The organism is Gordonia polyisoprenivorans (assembly GCF_017654315.1).
GTDB lineage: Bacteria > Actinomycetota > Actinomycetes > Mycobacteriales > Mycobacteriaceae > Gordonia > Gordonia polyisoprenivorans_A.
The window spans coordinates 1,448,329-1,464,474 of record NZ_CP072203.1 but is presented as its reverse complement, the minus strand read 5'-3'; the positions used below and the strand labels follow the sequence as shown (position 1 = coordinate 1,464,474).

The following is a 16,146-nucleotide window of genomic DNA, read 5'->3' as shown; positions in this document are numbered from 1 at the left end:
GCAGACTTACTGAGCCGCCGAGATTTGACCGCACGCCAGACGCGCCCCACCGTCACCGGTGCTCATCGTCTCCTCGTCCGGGCCGGGCTGGCCGTTGGAGGTGTATCGATTGGGGATGTTGGCGAAGTTGTCGGCGTTCTCGTGGATGATGATCGTCTTGTTGGCGATCTGCGACAGATCGACCGCCGACGTCGAGGTCGTCGTGGAACCCGACCCGTCGGACAGGATGTTGATCGACACGAGGTCGCCGCTCGACGGGTGACCGGTGTGCCCGTCGACCTGCAGATGGCCGCCCGCCGAGACGAACTTGTCGGCGGTGTTGCAGGTGCTGCCGGAGTGGATGTGCATCGCGTGGAATCCGGCGGGGATACCGCTGCCGGCCTTGACGGTGACGGTGACACCGAGCGCGGAGCCGCTGGGCCGGAAGACGGCCTCACCGATGTTCTTGCCGTCGGTGTTGATCAACGAGGCGGTTTCGGTCTCGCCACCGCTGGCCGGGATGTTGTCGGCGTCCACGAGACCACCCTGGGGTGCCTGGTCACCGGTCTGCACGGCGGGCGTGGTGCCCTTCTCGCTGGTCGTCGGCTCGTTGGGAGTACATGCCGCCAAGGCCAACCCGACGGCACCCGCCGACGCGAGCACCGCGAGGGCACGCATGGTCGCAGAGCCTGCTTTCGAATTGACGGTCATCTCGCTCCTCGAGTGATGTGTGATGGGACACCGGCACTCGTGCCGGCACAGATGCCGACACTCGTTCCGGTGGCAGTGCCATGGGCCCCGGCACTGAAGTATGCGGGATCGGCGGTGGGAGTGCCTGATCGGGGGTGCCCGGGATCGCCGGGTAAGGCGTGCCGGGTCATCGCTGCACCGCGACGACGGCGATACCGCCGACGCATCTGCTGAAGGAACTCCCCAGGTTCGCGCGGGAGTCGACGGTGTAGTCGTTGTCGAGGGCCTGGGCGATCTTGTCGGCCTGGTCCTTCTGCGCCGGCGACGAGTACACGACGGTGTTCTGCGAGAAGCCGCCGTCGTAGTTGCTCTGGGCGTTGATGCCGATCGTGGTGAAGCCCTTGCCCTTGAGTTCCTCGTCGACCTCGGTCGCCAGCCCGGTGACGGTGCCCGCGTTGATCACGCAGATCCGGGCGTTGCCGGTCGCCGACGACGACGTGGTGCTCGCCGGGGCGCTCGTGGTGCTCGGCACGCTGGACTGGGCGGCCTGCAACTGGGCTTCGGGATTGTCGCCGGACGTCGCCGCGTGATGCCATCCCAGGGCCACGAACACGATGGCGACCGCAAAGAGCACCATGGCGCCGGCCCGCAGTGGCAGGCGGTTCGACTCGCGATCAGCATTCATCACCGATGACCTTAACGCACATCGGCCGGTGCGCCCGCGACGCTGCCGCCGCCGCTAGGTGATCTCGAACCCGAGCCGGCGCGCGGCGCGCGCCTTCTGCCGGGACGCCCGCAGCCGGCGCAGCCGCTTGACCAACATCGGGTCGGCGGCGAGCGCCTCGGGACGGTCCACCAGGGCGTTGAGGATCTGGTAGTAGCGGGTCGCCGAGAGTCCGAACAGTTCCTTGATCGCTTCTTCCTTGGCCCCCGCGTACTTCCACCACTGCCGTTCGAAGGCGAGGATGTCGTGGTCGCGGCGCGACAGACCGTCGGGTCCGACCGCATTCGGGTCGACCGCCTGCGCACCATCGTCGGGAGTGGTCACCGAATCCGGCCGTTCACTCTGCTGCTTCTGGTCACGCGCTGCTGCGCCGTCCATCTCGCTCCCTCGAAGATCTCGCTGCAACACCTCACACCGCGCACTTTCCGACGAGCCGGCCATCGAGAATCACAGCGGTGTGGTTCGTGAATATCTAACCACGCACGGCACCGGCCGAGGTGGTGTGACTCGCGGGGGAAGCCGGCCCGGCTCACCCCGTCCCCGGCCCCCGCCGTCACCGACGGTCGACGAATATTCGCGCACAGTAATCTGTCCCGCATGGCAATCCTCCCGATCTGCATTGTCGGCGAACCGGTCCTGCATCGCGCGACCGAGCCGGTCGAACTCGACGCGCAGGGACGACCCTCGGCGGAGATCGTCACCCTGCTCGACGACATGTACGAGACGATGGACGCCGCCAACGGGGTCGGCCTGGCCGCCAACCAGGTCGGCGTCGGCAAGCGGATGTTCGTCTACGACTGCCCCGACGGCGAGTCCCGGCTGTCCACGACACGGCGTCGCGGCGAGGTCGTGAACCCGGTACTGGAGACCTCGGAGATCCCCGAGACCATGCCTGACCCCGACGACAACGACGAGGGGTGCCTGTCGGTGCCCGGCGAGCAGTTCCCGACCGGGCGGGCCGACTGGGCGCGGGTCACCGGCGTCGACCGCACGGGCGCCGAGGTCGTGCTGGAGGGCCGCGGATTCTTCGCGCGGATGCTGCAGCACGAGGTCGGCCATCTCGACGGCTTCCTCTACGTCGATGTCCTGGTCGGCCGCAACGCCCGCGCCGCCAAGAAGGCCATCAAACGCAACGGCTGGGGCGTGCCCGGACTCACCTGGGTGCCCGGCGAGCAGGCCGACCCCTTCGGCCACGACGACGACGACTGATTCCGGCGATGGCGGTGGGCGACGACGGGCCCGACCTCGGCGCATACCGGGGCGACCGCGTCGTGGTGCGCTATCTGCTGGGCGAGGCGACTCCCGCCGATTGGCGTGACTCCCCCAATCCGGCTCCGGCACACGCCGGCGGCCCCACCCAATCGGATGTGACCGGGTTCCTCGTCGACGACGGGGACCCCGTTCGCCTCGACCGGAACGGCACCGTCGAGGCGATACCACGCTCGGCGATCACCTCGTTGCGCGTGTTGTCAGCGGCTCCCGTGCGCAACAGCGAGATTCGCGCCCTCGAGCACGCCGCGGCCGCCGCCTGGCCCGGCACCGAGCAGGCGTGGATCGACGGCTGGTTGGTGCGGGCCGGTGCGGGCATCTCCCGGCGCGCCAATTCGGCCATCGCCCTTGATCGTTCGGCGCGCCTCGACCCGAACACCCGATCGGCCATCGAATCCTGGTATGCCGCCCGCGATCTGCCGACCCTGATCGCGACACCCGAACGACTGGTACCGCCCGGGGTTGACGGCGTGCCCGCGTCCACGGTCATCCACGTGTTGACCGCCGGGCCAAGCACCGATCGTCCACTCGCCGAACACCCGGACGTCACACTGCGCCCCGCCCCCACCCCTGACTGGCTTCGGGCCTATCTCGGCCCCGACACCGACATCACGGCGGCCACGCCGGTACTGGGCGCGACCCTCGACGACGCGCCGGTGACCTTCGCCGCCATCGAGGATGCGGGCTGCCCGATCGCGATCGGTCGCGGCGCGGTCACCGAATCGCCCGATGGCACACGCATGCTCGGCCTGACGGCGCTGTGGACCGATCCGACACGACGCCGCGAGCACCTCGGCGACGCCATGCTCACACGATTGCGGCAATGGGGTGCCGAGAACGGGGCCGCACGCGCGTACCTGCAGGTCGAGTCCGGCAACCGGATCGCCGGTACCTGGTATCGCGCACGCGGTTTCGCATTACATCACCGTTACCGCTACATCGAACTGCGGACGTCGTCGTGACCGGCGGGGCGAGAGGTCGCGGTACACCCACCCCGAGTCCGGCTCGGCGTCGTCGGCAGGCAGTGATCTCCGCGGCCGCGCTGGTGGTGATCGCCGTCGTCGTGATCGTGATCTGGGTGATCGACAACTCCCATGCCACGACCTCGACGCCGGGGGCCTCGTCGCCGAGCGCACACTCGAGCACACGAAGCACCTCCGCCCAGTCCACATCCACCCCATCCACATCCGCCCCGGCGGGCAGCCGGGTTCCCGCCCGGGTGCGCGAGACGCTGGCGCTCATCGATGCGGGCACGTGGCCCGCGGCAGCCAACGCACCGGGTACCCATGGCGGAATCGTGTTCCGCAACAACGAGGGTCGGCTGCCGTCGGCCACGTCATCGGGAAAGGCGATCACGTACCGCGAATGGGACGTCAACCCGAAGAGACCGGGCCGATCCCGCGACGCCGAGCGCATCGTCACCGGCAGCGACGGATCGGCCTGGTACACCGACGACCACTATCAGACCTTCGTACTCATCAGGGGCCCGACTTCATGAAGACGCACAAGACATGACGGCACAACGGGTGTCGCTGCAAGAGTTCCTGATCGGTGCCGCCGGACACGGGCCGGCGGTGGGGTTGATCGAGGGCCCCGAGGACATGGCCACCGTCGACGTGCCCCGACCGGACGACTTCCGGGTACGGGTGATCGCCGGCACCCGACTGACCACTCGCCCCGACGTGTTCGACGAGTTCGCCCGGAGTTGGCGATTCCCCGACCATTTCGGGCGCAACGCCGACGCCTTCGACGATTGCATGCGCGATCTCGATCAGCCCGCGGGGATCACCGGATTCCTCACCGTGCTCACCGACGCGCAGCACGTGCTGCCGCACGCCGACGACACATTCACCTGGTTCGCGCGGTCATTGGTGTTCTACCGGGATCACTACCGCGACTTCGCCGATCCCCCGGCCACATTCGCCGTGTTGCTCTCGACGCCGGTGTCGGCACGTCGGGCCACCCTGGCGCGGTGGCGGGCCACCGGCATCGCCGTCGCGTCGGTGATCCCCGACAGCTGAGGGATTCCCGACCGCCGGTCTCGGCGGCGCTACTGTCCCGCCGCGCGGGCCAGGGCCGGACGCAACCGGTCGAGGACGTAGACGGTGGCGTTCGGTGACGGCTCATTGAGTCCGGTGATCTGTACCTGATCCATCATCGACACCGCGCCGGTCTTCACCGAGGTGAGGTTGCGGTATCCGGGCAGCCCGACGAGGCGGGTACGCAGAGCGTCGGACTGGGTGGCCATCACCAGGACGTCGGAGTTGAGCCACGGCAGGTTCTCGGCGCTGATCTGGAATCTCGGCTGTCCGGTCGTCGTGCTCTGTTGCACCAGCCGGGGTGCCATCGTCAGTCCCAGTGAGGTGAAGAGTTTGCCCGCCCCGTCCTGCGGATCACCGAGGACCGAGATCTGGTCGGACCCATACATGTAGGCGAACGAGTACGTCTTGCCCTTCAGCCCCGGGTATTCCGCGGCGATGGCGTTGATCTTGGCGTCGACGCCGGAGATGATCTGGGTGGCCTTGCCCGGCTGATGCAGGATGGTGCCCATCAGGGTGACCATGTCCTGCCACGGATCGACCTGGGCCCCACTGATCTTGTCGATGGTCGGCGCGATCTTCGTCAGTTTGTCGAAAACCCCGCTCATCGAGGCGAATCCGGGCGCAACGATGAGGTCGGGCTTGAGGTTGGCCACATCGGCGACGATGTCCCCGTTGGGGTTGAGCGGCGTGGAGTCGGCGAGCTTGGTGCCGTACCACGGCGGGAGTTGCTTGGCGGTGGCCTGGATGGCGTCGTAGTAGCCGACCGGTTTCTGCCCGAACGACAGCAGCACATCGGTCCACTGCCCACCGAGGGTGACGATCCGCGTGGGGGTCTGCGGGATCGTCACCGACCGGCCGTCGGGCAGGTTGATCTGTACGGAGCCACCGGAATCCGACTCGTCGGGCGACGAGCAGGCGGCGAGTCCGATGATCACCGCAGCGGTGATCATCACTCCGAGCAGTGCCCGCGTCCCGGCCACGCCCGCCCTCATACCGAGCACGGGATCATGGCGTAGGAGGCGATGCCGCAGACGCTCTCGTTGGAGAGCTTCCACTTGCCGTCCAACCACAGCCATCTCATCGGCTTGTAGCGAGACCCGTTGCCCACCAAGGACATCTGAAGCTGCGCATTCATCGTGGTACCGCTCACGGTCACCGGGCCGATGATCTGATAGCTGAACCCGGAATTGGGATATGCGGCCAACAACCTCGACACGGCGTCGACCGACGTCAGTGCCTGCTGACCGCCTTGGAGTTCGGCGGCGCGGGTGGCGCGGGGTGCGCCGGTGTTCATCACGAGCTTGACCTTGGTGGTCAGCTGCGCCGGCGCCAGAGCCGCCGGGGCAACCGCCGCGGGCGCGGTGGCCTGGGGTGCGCCTGTCTGTGGTGCGGCCGGCTGCGCGGGGACCGCCGCGGTCGGGGTCACCGCGCCGGCGGCCGGTGGGACGGCCTCGGTCGGCGCCGCGGCGGGCACCTGACCCGGCGCCTGCGCCGACGGTGCCGCGGCACCCGGTGCCGCCGGCGCCTGCGCGTTTTGGGCGCCGCCGAGGTTCACCACCGTCGGCTGGGCGGCCGTATTCTGCAGTCCGTTGCGGTTGTCGACCACGAGCAGCCCGACCACCCCGATCGTGACGATCAGCGCCGAGATCACCGCGGCGACACCGGCCGACGCCAGCACCGTGGGCCAGTTGAGCGACGAGCCACCCGACACGCCCTCGTCTGGGCCTTCCGGATCTTGGCCTTCCGACTCTGCCGGCTCGACCTCTCCAGCCGCGGCTGCGTGTTGCTCGGTCGGCTGGTCGTCTCCGTAGGGGGTGTCGTAAGCCCCACTCTCGTATGCCTGACCCGGATAGCCGGGTGTGGCCCCGTGCCCCTGTGTCCCGTACGCCTGTGTCCCATGCGCCTGTGTCACTGTCGTGCTCCTGTCGTGGCAGCAGGACCTTCACTCCCCCGAAGCCCCTGTTCAGGAAAGGCTAACCTGCATACGGCATCAAACCCAAGCCCGGTTTGTACGGATGGGCGAGATTCATCCGTACGGATGCCGATCAGGACGGGGCCGCGTCGACCTGCCAGTAGGCCAGCGCCTTGACACGTTTCTTGCCGAGTCCGAATTCGGTGCGGAACACGTCGGCGACCACCCGGGTATTCACCGAATCGAGTGCCACCCAACCGAAATGGTCGGGTTGTGCCGTGGCCGCAGCACGCACCGCCTCGACGAGAGCGCTCCCGTCGGCGCCACGCGCGATCCAATGGATGGTGTCCTGTGGGCGCAGCCGGATCGGCAGGTCGCGGTCGTCGTCGTGGGAATACTCGAACCAGATCGTCGCGCCGACCTGCGGCCCCGACGACGCGCTGAGCGCGTCGAGGAGCGAGTTGATCGCGGGAAGTGAGGCCGGGTCGCCCGCGACGAGCCAGCCGGCGGGCGCGGGTTCGGGGATCGCGAACTTGGAGCCCATGAAGGTGGCGCTGATGGTGTCACCAGGCTTGGCGGCCAACGCCCATCGCAGTGCCGCGCCGTCGTGGACGGCGAACTCGATGAAGAAACTGTCGGTGGCCGGGTCCGGGTCGGCGAGGGTGTATCCACGCTGATGGGCCTTGCCGTTCGACTCGAACCACAGCCGTACCCACATCGTGGGATGGACCGGCCGATCGGTGAGCACACCACCGCCGGTGAAGCCGAGCCTGATGTAGTACTCGGTGATCTTCTCGGTGCTGGTGACCGTGAACTCGTAATCGTCGGCACGCAGCAGTTTGAGCACCGCCCCCTGCCACCCGCGCGACGGCGCCTTGTGTGTGGTCTCGGCCATGGGAGACGGCCCCTTTCCTCGAAGTCGATTCGAGGTCAGGGTAGCCTAACCAACCGGGACGGTGCCCGTGCGTTGGCTCGAACAGTTCAGACCGGTGCCATCGACACAGTTCAGACCGGTGCCATCGGCACGATCCCGGGATGGCCGTCGAGGAACTGTTTGGTGAAGGTGCACACCGGGCGTACGCGGGCGTTCTGATCCCGGATGAATGCCAGAGCCCCGCGGGTGAGCCGCGTGCCGAGCCCGTGGCCGGTGTACTCGTCGTAGAGGACGGTGTGCAGCACGGTCACCGTGCGCTGACCGTCCCTCTCCTCGATCGAGTAACCCAGGACGCCGACGAGATCGCCCGCAACCCAGAGCTCGAATCGCTCCCGATCCGGATTGTGCACGACCTGGGAGATCTGCTGCAGAATCGATTGCGCCGACTGCGGCGGGCGATGCCGGTGTTTGCGATTCATTGTGTTCATAACCCCTCATCACGTCGCGGTGACACGACAACGAAATACGAGTCGTCGGCGCCCCTCCGACGACGGACCCACCTCTGTGATCCGGGTCACACCCTACCCTACGGTTACGTAGGCGCAAGGCGTCTCGCGGAAACAACCTCCCGACCACCCGGTTACGGGTCGACGACGCGGCGGGGGTTCCGGCACCGGCGAATCCGGGTATGGTGTCGTGTGCGCGCTTCGTCGCGCACAGCTCACACAACTTCACCACGCGGGGGCTCCCACGATCCGGGGGCTGAGAGGGCGACTGGCGGTCGCCGACCGCCCGAACCTGTCCGGGTAATGCCGGCGTAGGGAGAACGCTCATGGGCACACGTGTATCCACCACCGAGGTATCCACCACCGGGGCCGTCGACAACGATATCCTCACCACCGGCCCGATTCAGGGCAGCACCAAGCACTACCTCGAGGTCGACGAACTACGGATTCCGCAGCGACGCATCCACCTCACCAACGGCGAGCATCTCGACGTCTACGACACATCAGGGCCCTACACCGATCCACGGGAGAGCATCGACGTCGCCAACGGCCTCGCCCCCACTCGCGATCAGTGGCAGCGGCCCGCCCCGGTCGACGGTGCGGCGACCCAATTGGCCTGGGCCCGAGCAGGTCTGGTGACACCGGAGATGCGGTTCATCGCTGCGCGCGAGAGCGTGGAGGTAGAGGTGGTGCGCCGCGAGGTCGCCGCCGGGCGCGCGGTGATCCCCGCCAACCATCGTCATCCGGAATCCGAACCGATGATCATCGGCAAGGCATTCGCGGTGAAAGTCAATGCCAACATCGGCAATTCGGCCGTCACCAGCTCGATCGCCGAGGAGGTCGAGAAGATGGTGTGGGCCACCCGCTGGGGCGCCGACACCATCATGGACCTCTCCACCGGCTCCGACATCCACATGACCCGCGAGTGGATCCTGCGCAATTCGCCCGTGCCGGTCGGCACGGTACCCATCTATCAGGCCCTCGAGAAGGTCAAGGGCGACCCCCTCAAGCTGACCTGGGAGATCTACCGCGACACCGTGATCGAGCAGGCCGAGCAGGGCGTCGACTACATGACCGTGCACGCCGGGGTCCTGCTGCGCTATGTCCCGCTGACCGCGCGCCGGGTCACCGGCATCGTCTCGCGCGGCGGATCGATCATGGCCGCCTGGTGTCTGGCGCACCATGAGGAATCGTTTCTCTACACACATTTCGACGAGTTGTGCGAGATCTTCGCCCGCTACGACATCACCTTCTCCCTCGGCGACGGTCTTCGTCCCGGGTCGATCGCCGACGCCAACGACGAGGCGCAGTTCGCCGAGCTACGTACCCTCGGTGAGCTCACCACGAAGGCGAAATCCCATGGTGTGCAGGTGATGATCGAGGGTCCGGGCCACGTGCCGATGCACAAGATCGCCGAGAACGTGCGCCTCGAGGAAGAACTCTGCTCCGAGGCACCGTTCTACACCCTGGGGCCTCTGGCCACCGACATCGCACCCGCGTACGACCACATCACCTCGGCGATCGGCGCCGCGATGATCGCGCAGGCCGGCACCGCGATGCTGTGCTACGTGACACCCAAGGAGCATCTGGGGCTGCCCGATCGTGACGACGTCAAGGTCGGCGTGATCACCTACAAGATCGCCGCACACTCCGCCGACCTCGCCAAGGGACATCCCCGCGCACAGGAACGCGACGACGCATTGTCCAAGGCGCGCTTCGAGTTCCGGTGGAACGACCAGTTCAACCTCGCCCTCGACCCGGACACCGCCCGCGAATACCACGACGAAACGCTGCCCGCCGAGCCGGCCAAGACCGCCCACTTCTGCTCGATGTGCGGTCCCAAGTTCTGCTCGATGCGCATCTCCGCCGACGTCCGCGCCTATGCCGAAGAGAACAATCTGGTGACCGCCGAGGACATCGACCGCAAGATCGACGAGGAGATGGCGGCCAAGTCGGCCGAGTTCGCCGATGCGGGTGGCCGGATCTACCTGCCGATCGACGCCGGGAGTTCTGCGTGACCGACGTACCCCTGTTGCCCACCGCCGCACCGGGATCGACACCCGTGCGGGTGCTGACGATTGCCGGGTCGGATTCCGGTGGTGGCGCGGGCATCCAGGCCGACCTGCGCACCTTCGCCCTGTTGGGCCTGCACGGATGCGTCGCGGTGACCGCGGTGACCGTGCAGAACTCGCTGGGCGTCAGCGGTTTTCAGGAAATCACTCCGGATGTGGTGGCCGCGCAGATCGATTCGGTGGTCTCCGACATCGGCGTGAGTGCGGCCAAGTCCGGGATGCTCGCCTCGGCACCGATCATCGCCGCCGTCGCGCAGGCGTGCGCCGATGCCGGCATCGGCCGCGACACCGACATCCCGTTCGTTCTCGACCCGGTGTGTGCGTCGATGCACGGAGATCCGCTGCTGGCCACCGAAGCCCTGGACACGTTGCGCACCACACTCTTTCCGCTGGCCACCATCGTCACCCCGAACCTCGACGAAGTACGGCTGATCACCGGCATCGAGGTGGTCGACGAGTCCACCCAGCGCGATGCCGCGCGGGCACTGCACGATCTGGGGCCGCAGTGGGCCCTGGTGAAGGGTGGGCATCTCCGGTCGAGCGATCAGAGCCCCGATCTGCTGTTCGACGGCGCGGAGTTCCACGAGTTCACACACGCACGCGTCGACACCGGCCACGACCACGGAGCCGGTGACACGCTGGCCGCGGCCACCGCTTCGGCGCTCGCCCACGGCCGTTCGGTGCCCGAGGCGGTGGCCTTCGCCAAACAGTGGGTGACGCGCGGACTCGAGGCCGCCTACCCCCTCGGCGCCGGTCACGGTCCGGTGAACCCGCTCTGGCGGGTGGAGATCAGTCCGCAAGCACCCACGCGGTGATCATGCGTGCGACAGCACGTTGACGACATTGCCGTCGGCGTCGGCGAAGAAGAACCGGCGCACACCCCACTCCTCGTCGGTCAGCGGGTGCACGATCTCGACGCCTTCGGCGAGCGCCTCGGCGTAGGCCTGGTCGACGTCGGAAACCTCCAGTGAGGCAACCGGGTTCACCGGCGCGGTGGCGTCACGGGTCATCACACTGAACTGGGCGGTGCCGCCACCGGCGGTCGCGGCATTGCCCAGTGTGGCGATCCACCCGAGGTTCATCAGCACGTCGAGCCCGAGCACCGAGCGGTAGGTCCGCACCGCGGCATCGAGATCGTCGACCGTCAGGATCGGTACCGCGCGCGAGAGTTCCATGGTGCTCATCATAGGTGGGCTGCTCGACGAAACGGTCCGCCGCAACAGGGGTCGCCACGGCCGGACACGACCCCGTAGCGTTGGCACCATGAGTTGGAACTACCTCATGGACATGGACGGCGTGCTCATCCGCGAGGAGCACCTGATCCCCGGCGCCGACGCACTGATTACGGAGTTACGCGACAACGGGATTCCGTTCACCGTGCTCACCAACAACTCGATCCGGACGCCACGCGATCTGCGTGCGCGCCTGCTGCGGACCGGCCTCGACATCCCCGAGGACGCCATCTGGACCTCGGCTCTGGCGACGGCCCGCTTCCTCGACACCCAGCGTCCGAACGGCACGGCGTATGTGGTCGGCGAGTCCGGCCTGACCACCGCCCTGCATGAAATCGGCTATGTCATCACCGATGTCGACCCCGACTACGTGGTTCTCGGCGAGACACGGACCTATTCGTTCGAGGCGATCACCACCGCGATCCGGCTCGTCGAGCGCGGCGCCCGATTCATCGCGACCAATCCGGATGCGACCGGACCGTCCACCCAGGGTTCGTTGCCGGCCACCGGTGCGGTCGCCGCGCTCATCACCCGGGCCACCAACCGCGACCCGTATTACGTGGGCAAGCCGAATCCGCTGATGATGCGTTCGGCGTTGCGGAGGATGGGGGCCCACTCGGAGAACACCCTGATGATCGGTGACCGGATGGACACCGACGTCATCTCCGGACTCGAGGCGGGCCTGCAGACGATCCTGGTGCTCTCGGGGATCTCGACGCCGGAGTCGGTGGAGCTCTACCCGTACCGGCCCACACGCGTCATCGCCTCGGTCGCCGACCTCGTCGGGCACACCGATCATCCGTTCGTCTCCGAGCCGGAGAGTCTGTAGCGCGCAACGACCCTCCGGCGGTCCCCACCACAAGAAACGACCGCCCGTTTCGTCGATCGAAGCGGGCGGTCGTTGTAGTGATCGGGCTCAGTGCGCGAGCGCCTTCGCCTTCAGGTGCTCGAATTCTTCATTGTTGATCGCACCGGAATCGAGAAGCGATTTCGCATCGGCGATCTGTTGTGCCGGAGAAGTACCCGCGACGGTCTTGATGTAATCGTCGGATTCCTTCTTGTATTCGACTGCGGCTTTCTGGGCACGCTCGGCCATTCCCTGCCCCTTGACCAGCAGGTAGGCGAGCGCCGTCAGATACGGCAGGATGATCAGGAAGATCACCCAGATCGCCTTGGACCAGCCCGAGGCCTTATGGTCACGGAACAGGTCGGCGATGATGTACCAGAGAACGATCAAGTACGCGACGAACGCGAAGATGATCACCATCGACCACAAGAAGTTCCAGAACGAATCCCACATCGGGAGTGCTCCTTAAGAGATCAGAGTGCATGGTCAGTTTTCTGACCGGACTCAGCATCTCACAAAAACATGAAATCACACCCGCAAGGCGGTCAATTCATGACCAACGTCCCCAACTGACGCCGGTTCGGCACAATCGGTGGGGTGAACGTAGAACTCGGGCTCGACACCTTCGGCGATGTGACGGTCAACGAGGCAGGCGCACCGAACTCGGCGGCCCAGTCGATCCGCGACCTGCTCGATCAAGCGGTTCTCGCCGACGAGGTCGGCGTCGACTTCCTCGGCGTGGGTGAACATCACCGCGACGACTACGCCGTCTCCGCGCCGGAGGTGGTACTCGGGGCGATCGCCGCACGCACCACCCGGATCCGGCTCGGGACGGCGGTCACCGTCCTCAGTTCCGACGACCCGATCCGCGTATTCGAGCGCTTCTCCACACTCGACGCGCTGTCGTCGGGTCGTGCGGAGGTCATCCTCGGCCGCGGATCGTTCACCGAGTCATTCCCGTTGTTCGGCTTCGACCTCGAACAGTACGAGGAACTGTTCTCCGACAAGCTGGATCTGTTCGCCCACTTGCGAACCGGCCGGCCGGTCACCTGGTCGGGGGCCACCCGCGCACCGCTGACCGCTCAGATCGTCCACCCACCGCTCGAGACTCCCCCGCTACCGACGTGGATCGCGGTCGGCGGCAGCCCGGAGTCGGTGGTGCGCGCCGCGCGGTACGGCCTACCGCTCATGCTCGCCATCATCGGCGGCGATCCCCTACGATTCGCCCCGTACGCCGACCTGTATCGACGGGCGTTGGCTCAGTTCGACAAACCGACCGACCTCCCGGTGGGCGTGCACTCACCCGGCCACGTCGCCGACACCGACGAGCAGGCCCGCGACGAACTGTGGCCGCACTACCGCGCATACGTGGCGCGGATCGGCGCCGAACGCGGTTGGCCCGCCCCGACGCGCATCGAGTTCGACCGGTCGACCGGACCCGGCGGTTCGCTCTACGTCGGTTCACCGGAGACCGTGGCGCACAAGATCGCCCACACCGTGCGGGCCTTGGGGCTCGATCGCTTCGACCTCAAGTACTCCCACGGCACACTGCCGCATCGCGCCATGATGCGCAGCGTCGAGCTCTATGGCACACAGGTCATCCCGCGGGTCCGTGAGATCCTGGGCGACGCGGTCACCGACGAGCGAGGGTGAGGGAGAAATCTCCCATCGGGTCTGTCCAGCTCGTGACGGGCGCCAGTCCCGCCTCGGCGAGTTCGCCGTGCAACACCGGCAGATCGAATTTGGTGCTGATCTCCGTCCGGATCTCGGCACCGGCCGGTAAGCGCCAACGACGTTGCAGGTCACCGAAGTAGGCGTCGATCTCCCGCCGCGCCCGCAACCACATCTCGATGCGGTGGCGCTCGGGATTCCACCGGGCGATGTGGTCGAAGTCGTCGGCGTACAGCCCGACGGCGTCGAGCCCGGTGCGCAGGACCTCGATCATGTTGCGATTGAAATCCGCTGTCACCCCGGCCTTGTCGTTGTAGGCGGCGACGAGCCGACCGGTGTCCTTGATGAGGTCGGCGCCGAGGAGGAAGTAGTCGCCGGGGGCGAGGGTGGTGGCAAGGCCGGAGAAGAAGGCGCGGCGCCCGTCGTCGTCGAAGTTGCCGATCGTCCCGCCGAGGAACACCGCCAACCGCGACCCATCGCACGACGGCAGGACCAGCCCGGTATCGGTGAAATCGGCTTCCACCGGCCGGATATCGATCCCCAGATAGTCGCCGGCGAGGATGCCTGCGGATTCGGTGAGCATCTCGGCACTGACGTCGACGGGCACGTAGACGAATCGTCCGGCCGGGCGATGGCCGATCCGCTGACCCGCGCGGGTGAACGCGTCGAGGAGCAGCCGGGTCTTGGTCGATGTGCCCGAACCGAATTCGACCATCATCGCCGCGTCCGTGGCATCGACGATGTCGTCGGCGTGATCACGCAGGATCGCGGTCTCACGTCTGGTCGGGTAGTACTCGGGTAGTCGGGTGATCTCGTCGAACAGCCTGCTGCCGCGCTCGTCGTAGAGCCATTTCGTCGGCAACACCGGCGGGGTGGACCATAATCCGGCGAGAGCGTCGGCGGCCAGCGGTGGCAGTGTCTCGACGGTCACCGGGCGAGCCTCAGTCCGGCGAACACCCACCGCGACGGTGCCGGGAAGAAATTGCGGTACGTCACGCGCTCGTGGCCGCGGGGCGTGATGGCGGCCGCGCCGCGCAGAACATGTTGATCGCTCATGAACTTTCCGTTGTATTCGCCGACCGCCCCGTTCGCCGGGACGAATCCCGGATACGGAAGATAGGCACTCGATGTCCATTCCCACACATTGCCGATCATCGCCGCCTCATCGGATCCGGCGACCGATCGGGGGTGACAACGATCCGGGTCCAACAACTCTGCACGCTGGGCACCGAGCGTGGATGCGGCGGTCTCCCATTCGAATTCGGTGGGCAGACGGGCTCCGGCCCACCGGGCGTAGGCATCTGCCTCGTAGAAGCTCACATGCAGCACCGGTTCACCGGGATCGAGCGGTCGCCGTCCCGAGAGCGTGTACGTCGTCCACTGTCCGTCGTCGTCGCGGTGCCAGTAGCCGGGCGCCTGCCAACCGGTCTGCCGCAGGTGCGCCCATCCGTCGGACAACCACAGCTCGTGGCGCCGATAACCGCCGTCGGCGATGAACTCCAGCCAGTCGGCATTGGTGACCGGGCGCTCGGCGATCTCGAAGTCCTCCAAGAAGACTCGATGCCGCGGTCCCTCGTTGTCGTAGGAGAATCCGGCTCCCGGATCGGCACCGACCTCGGTGACGCCACCGGTGACCGAACGCCATGTCATCGGACCGGGCACGCTCGGCACATCGAGTTCGCGGTCGACGTAGATCGGGCCGGGGGTGAGCGGAATCGTCGAGAACAGATGCTTGATGTCCATGAGCAGCAACTCCTGGTGTTGCTGTTCGTGATTGCAGCCCAGTTCGACGAGATCGAGTGCGGCGTCGTCGAGGGCGCCACGCGTCAGGGCACTTTCCATCGCCGCGTCCACGTAGTTGCGGTAATGCGTGATGTCGTCGACGCCCGGGCGCGTGACCAGACCCCGATCCGGTCGGGGATGGCGCTCGCCAACGGTTTCGTAGTAGCTGTTGAACAGATAGCGGTAGGTCTCGTCGTACACCACGTAGCCGGGATCACGGCGGAGGATGAACTCCTCGAAAAACCATGTGACGTGGGCCCGATGCCATTTGGCGGGGCTGGCCTCGGTCATCGACTGCGGGGTCTGGTCTTCGGGCGACAACCGGTCGGCCAGTAGGTCGGTGAGCTCCCGGACTTCTCGAAAGCGTTGCGCCGGCGACTGATCGGTGGGTACGGAGATACGTTCGGTGATGCTCACTGGAGGTCCTCCCGTGGCGTGCGGACGCGGGGTTCATCGACCCCGTCCACTCCATCGTTCCCACGACTGCGCCGACTGTCAACGAGGACAATGCGCGCATCCACCGTTCGTCCACTCCGTTCGTCGGCG

At 66.9% G+C, this 16,146-nt stretch carries 19 protein-coding genes; 8 read left to right on the top strand and 11 right to left on the bottom strand.

From position 1 onward, the window contains the following. Window positions 1–6: 6 nt before the first annotated feature. The 3 genes from J6U32_RS06660 to J6U32_RS06650 form a co-directional block, all read right to left on the bottom strand. Window positions 7–690, bottom strand: a complete 684-nt coding sequence (locus tag J6U32_RS06660) for a superoxide dismutase family protein (RefSeq protein ID WP_208794107.1) — start codon at window positions 688–690, stop codon at window positions 7–9. Between the two features lie 166 nt (window positions 691–856). After that, entirely contained in the window at window positions 857–1,354 is a 498-nt protein-coding gene (locus J6U32_RS06655) for a LytR C-terminal domain-containing protein (protein WP_208794106.1), read from the bottom strand. Window positions 1,355–1,408: 54 nt separating this feature from the next. Further along, on the bottom strand, window positions 1,409–1,771 hold the full coding sequence (locus J6U32_RS06650; protein WP_208794105.1) for a DUF3263 domain-containing protein: 363 nt from the start codon (window positions 1,769–1,771) through the stop codon (window positions 1,409–1,411). Between the two features lie 219 nt (window positions 1,772–1,990). Here J6U32_RS06650 and J6U32_RS06645 point away from each other — a divergent pair, with 219 nt between their 5' ends. Genes J6U32_RS06645 through J6U32_RS06630 form a run of 4 tightly spaced genes read left to right on the top strand, consistent with a single transcriptional unit; the run spans window position 1,991 to window position 4,683 of the window. Then, complete coding sequence (locus tag J6U32_RS06645; protein ID WP_208794104.1) at window positions 1,991–2,602, top strand: peptide deformylase; 612 nt, start codon at window positions 1,991–1,993, stop codon at window positions 2,600–2,602. Window positions 2,603–2,610: 8 nt separating this feature from the next. Beyond that, window positions 2,611–3,624: an N-acetylglutamate synthase, CG3035 family gene (locus tag J6U32_RS06640; protein WP_208794103.1), complete on the top strand. Its 1,014-nt coding sequence runs from the start codon at window positions 2,611–2,613 to the stop codon at window positions 3,622–3,624. Beyond that, on the top strand, window positions 3,621–4,160 hold the full coding sequence (locus tag J6U32_RS06635; RefSeq protein ID WP_208794102.1) for a ribonuclease domain-containing protein: 540 nt from the start codon (window positions 3,621–3,623) through the stop codon (window positions 4,158–4,160). The genes J6U32_RS06640 and J6U32_RS06635 overlap by 4 nt, the downstream gene beginning before the upstream one ends. Window positions 4,161–4,173: 13 nt before the next feature. Beyond that, window positions 4,174–4,683 (top strand): barstar family protein, encoded by a 510-nt coding sequence (locus J6U32_RS06630; protein ID WP_208794100.1) that lies wholly within the window; start codon window positions 4,174–4,176, stop codon window positions 4,681–4,683. Window positions 4,684–4,712: 29 nt separating this feature from the next. Here J6U32_RS06630 and J6U32_RS06625 read toward each other — a convergent pair whose 3' ends face one another. The 4 genes from J6U32_RS06625 to J6U32_RS06610 all read right to left on the bottom strand — a co-directional run bounded on the left by J6U32_RS06625 (window position 4,713) and on the right by J6U32_RS06610 (window position 7,969). Continuing rightward, a complete protein-coding gene (locus J6U32_RS06625; protein WP_432276993.1) occupies window positions 4,713–5,654 on the bottom strand; it encodes an ABC transporter substrate-binding protein in 942 nt (313 codons plus the stop codon). 38 nt (window positions 5,655–5,692) lie between these two features. Beyond that, the gene (locus J6U32_RS06620; protein ID WP_208794098.1) at window positions 5,693–6,616 is read right to left on the bottom strand and encodes a hypothetical protein; all 924 of its coding nucleotides are present in this window, start codon (window positions 6,614–6,616) and stop codon (window positions 5,693–5,695) included. Window positions 6,617–6,749: 133 nt separating this feature from the next. After that, window positions 6,750–7,511, bottom strand: coding sequence for a siderophore-interacting protein (locus J6U32_RS06615; protein WP_208794096.1), 762 nt, complete (start codon window positions 7,509–7,511; stop codon window positions 6,750–6,752). A gap of 110 nt (window positions 7,512–7,621) precedes the next feature. Continuing rightward, complete coding sequence (locus J6U32_RS06610) at window positions 7,622–7,969, bottom strand: GNAT family N-acetyltransferase (RefSeq protein WP_208795986.1); 348 nt, start codon at window positions 7,967–7,969, stop codon at window positions 7,622–7,624. A gap of 353 nt (window positions 7,970–8,322) precedes the next feature. On the opposite strand from J6U32_RS06610, the gene thiC reads away from it, so the two are divergent. Both thiC and thiD read left to right on the top strand, forming a co-directional pair. Beyond that, window positions 8,323–10,014: a phosphomethylpyrimidine synthase ThiC gene (gene thiC, locus J6U32_RS06605; protein WP_244332653.1), complete on the top strand. Its 1,692-nt coding sequence runs from the start codon at window positions 8,323–8,325 to the stop codon at window positions 10,012–10,014. Further along, on the top strand, window positions 10,011–10,883 hold the full coding sequence (gene thiD, locus J6U32_RS06600; protein WP_208794089.1) for a bifunctional hydroxymethylpyrimidine kinase/phosphomethylpyrimidine kinase: 873 nt from the start codon (window positions 10,011–10,013) through the stop codon (window positions 10,881–10,883). The genes thiC and thiD overlap by 4 nt, the downstream gene beginning before the upstream one ends. Here thiD and J6U32_RS06595 read toward each other — a convergent pair whose 3' ends face one another. After that, window positions 10,884–11,243: a VOC family protein gene (locus J6U32_RS06595; RefSeq protein ID WP_208794087.1), complete on the bottom strand. Its 360-nt coding sequence runs from the start codon at window positions 11,241–11,243 to the stop codon at window positions 10,884–10,886. A gap of 88 nt (window positions 11,244–11,331) precedes the next feature. On the opposite strand from J6U32_RS06595, the gene J6U32_RS06590 reads away from it, so the two are divergent. Further along, on the top strand, window positions 11,332–12,129 hold the full coding sequence (locus J6U32_RS06590; RefSeq protein ID WP_208794085.1) for an HAD-IIA family hydrolase: 798 nt from the start codon (window positions 11,332–11,334) through the stop codon (window positions 12,127–12,129). Between the two features lie 87 nt (window positions 12,130–12,216). Here J6U32_RS06590 and J6U32_RS06585 read toward each other — a convergent pair whose 3' ends face one another. Further along, on the bottom strand, window positions 12,217–12,600 hold the full coding sequence (locus tag J6U32_RS06585; RefSeq protein ID WP_006372401.1) for an SHOCT domain-containing protein: 384 nt from the start codon (window positions 12,598–12,600) through the stop codon (window positions 12,217–12,219). A 144-nt stretch (window positions 12,601–12,744) separates the two neighbouring features. Between J6U32_RS06585 and J6U32_RS06580 the strand changes: the two genes are divergently transcribed. Then, window positions 12,745–13,800 (top strand): LLM class flavin-dependent oxidoreductase, encoded by a 1,056-nt coding sequence (locus J6U32_RS06580; protein ID WP_208794084.1) that lies wholly within the window; start codon window positions 12,745–12,747, stop codon window positions 13,798–13,800. Here J6U32_RS06580 and egtD read toward each other — a convergent pair. Continuing rightward, complete coding sequence (gene egtD / locus J6U32_RS06575; RefSeq protein WP_208794082.1) at window positions 13,781–14,749, bottom strand: L-histidine N(alpha)-methyltransferase; 969 nt, start codon at window positions 14,747–14,749, stop codon at window positions 13,781–13,783. The two genes, J6U32_RS06580 and egtD, sit on opposite strands and share 20 nt — an antisense overlap. Continuing rightward, on the bottom strand, window positions 14,746–16,017 hold the full coding sequence (gene egtB, locus J6U32_RS06570; protein WP_208794080.1) for an ergothioneine biosynthesis protein EgtB: 1,272 nt from the start codon (window positions 16,015–16,017) through the stop codon (window positions 14,746–14,748). The genes egtD and egtB overlap by 4 nt, the downstream gene beginning before the upstream one ends. Window positions 16,018–16,146 lie beyond the last annotated feature (129 nt).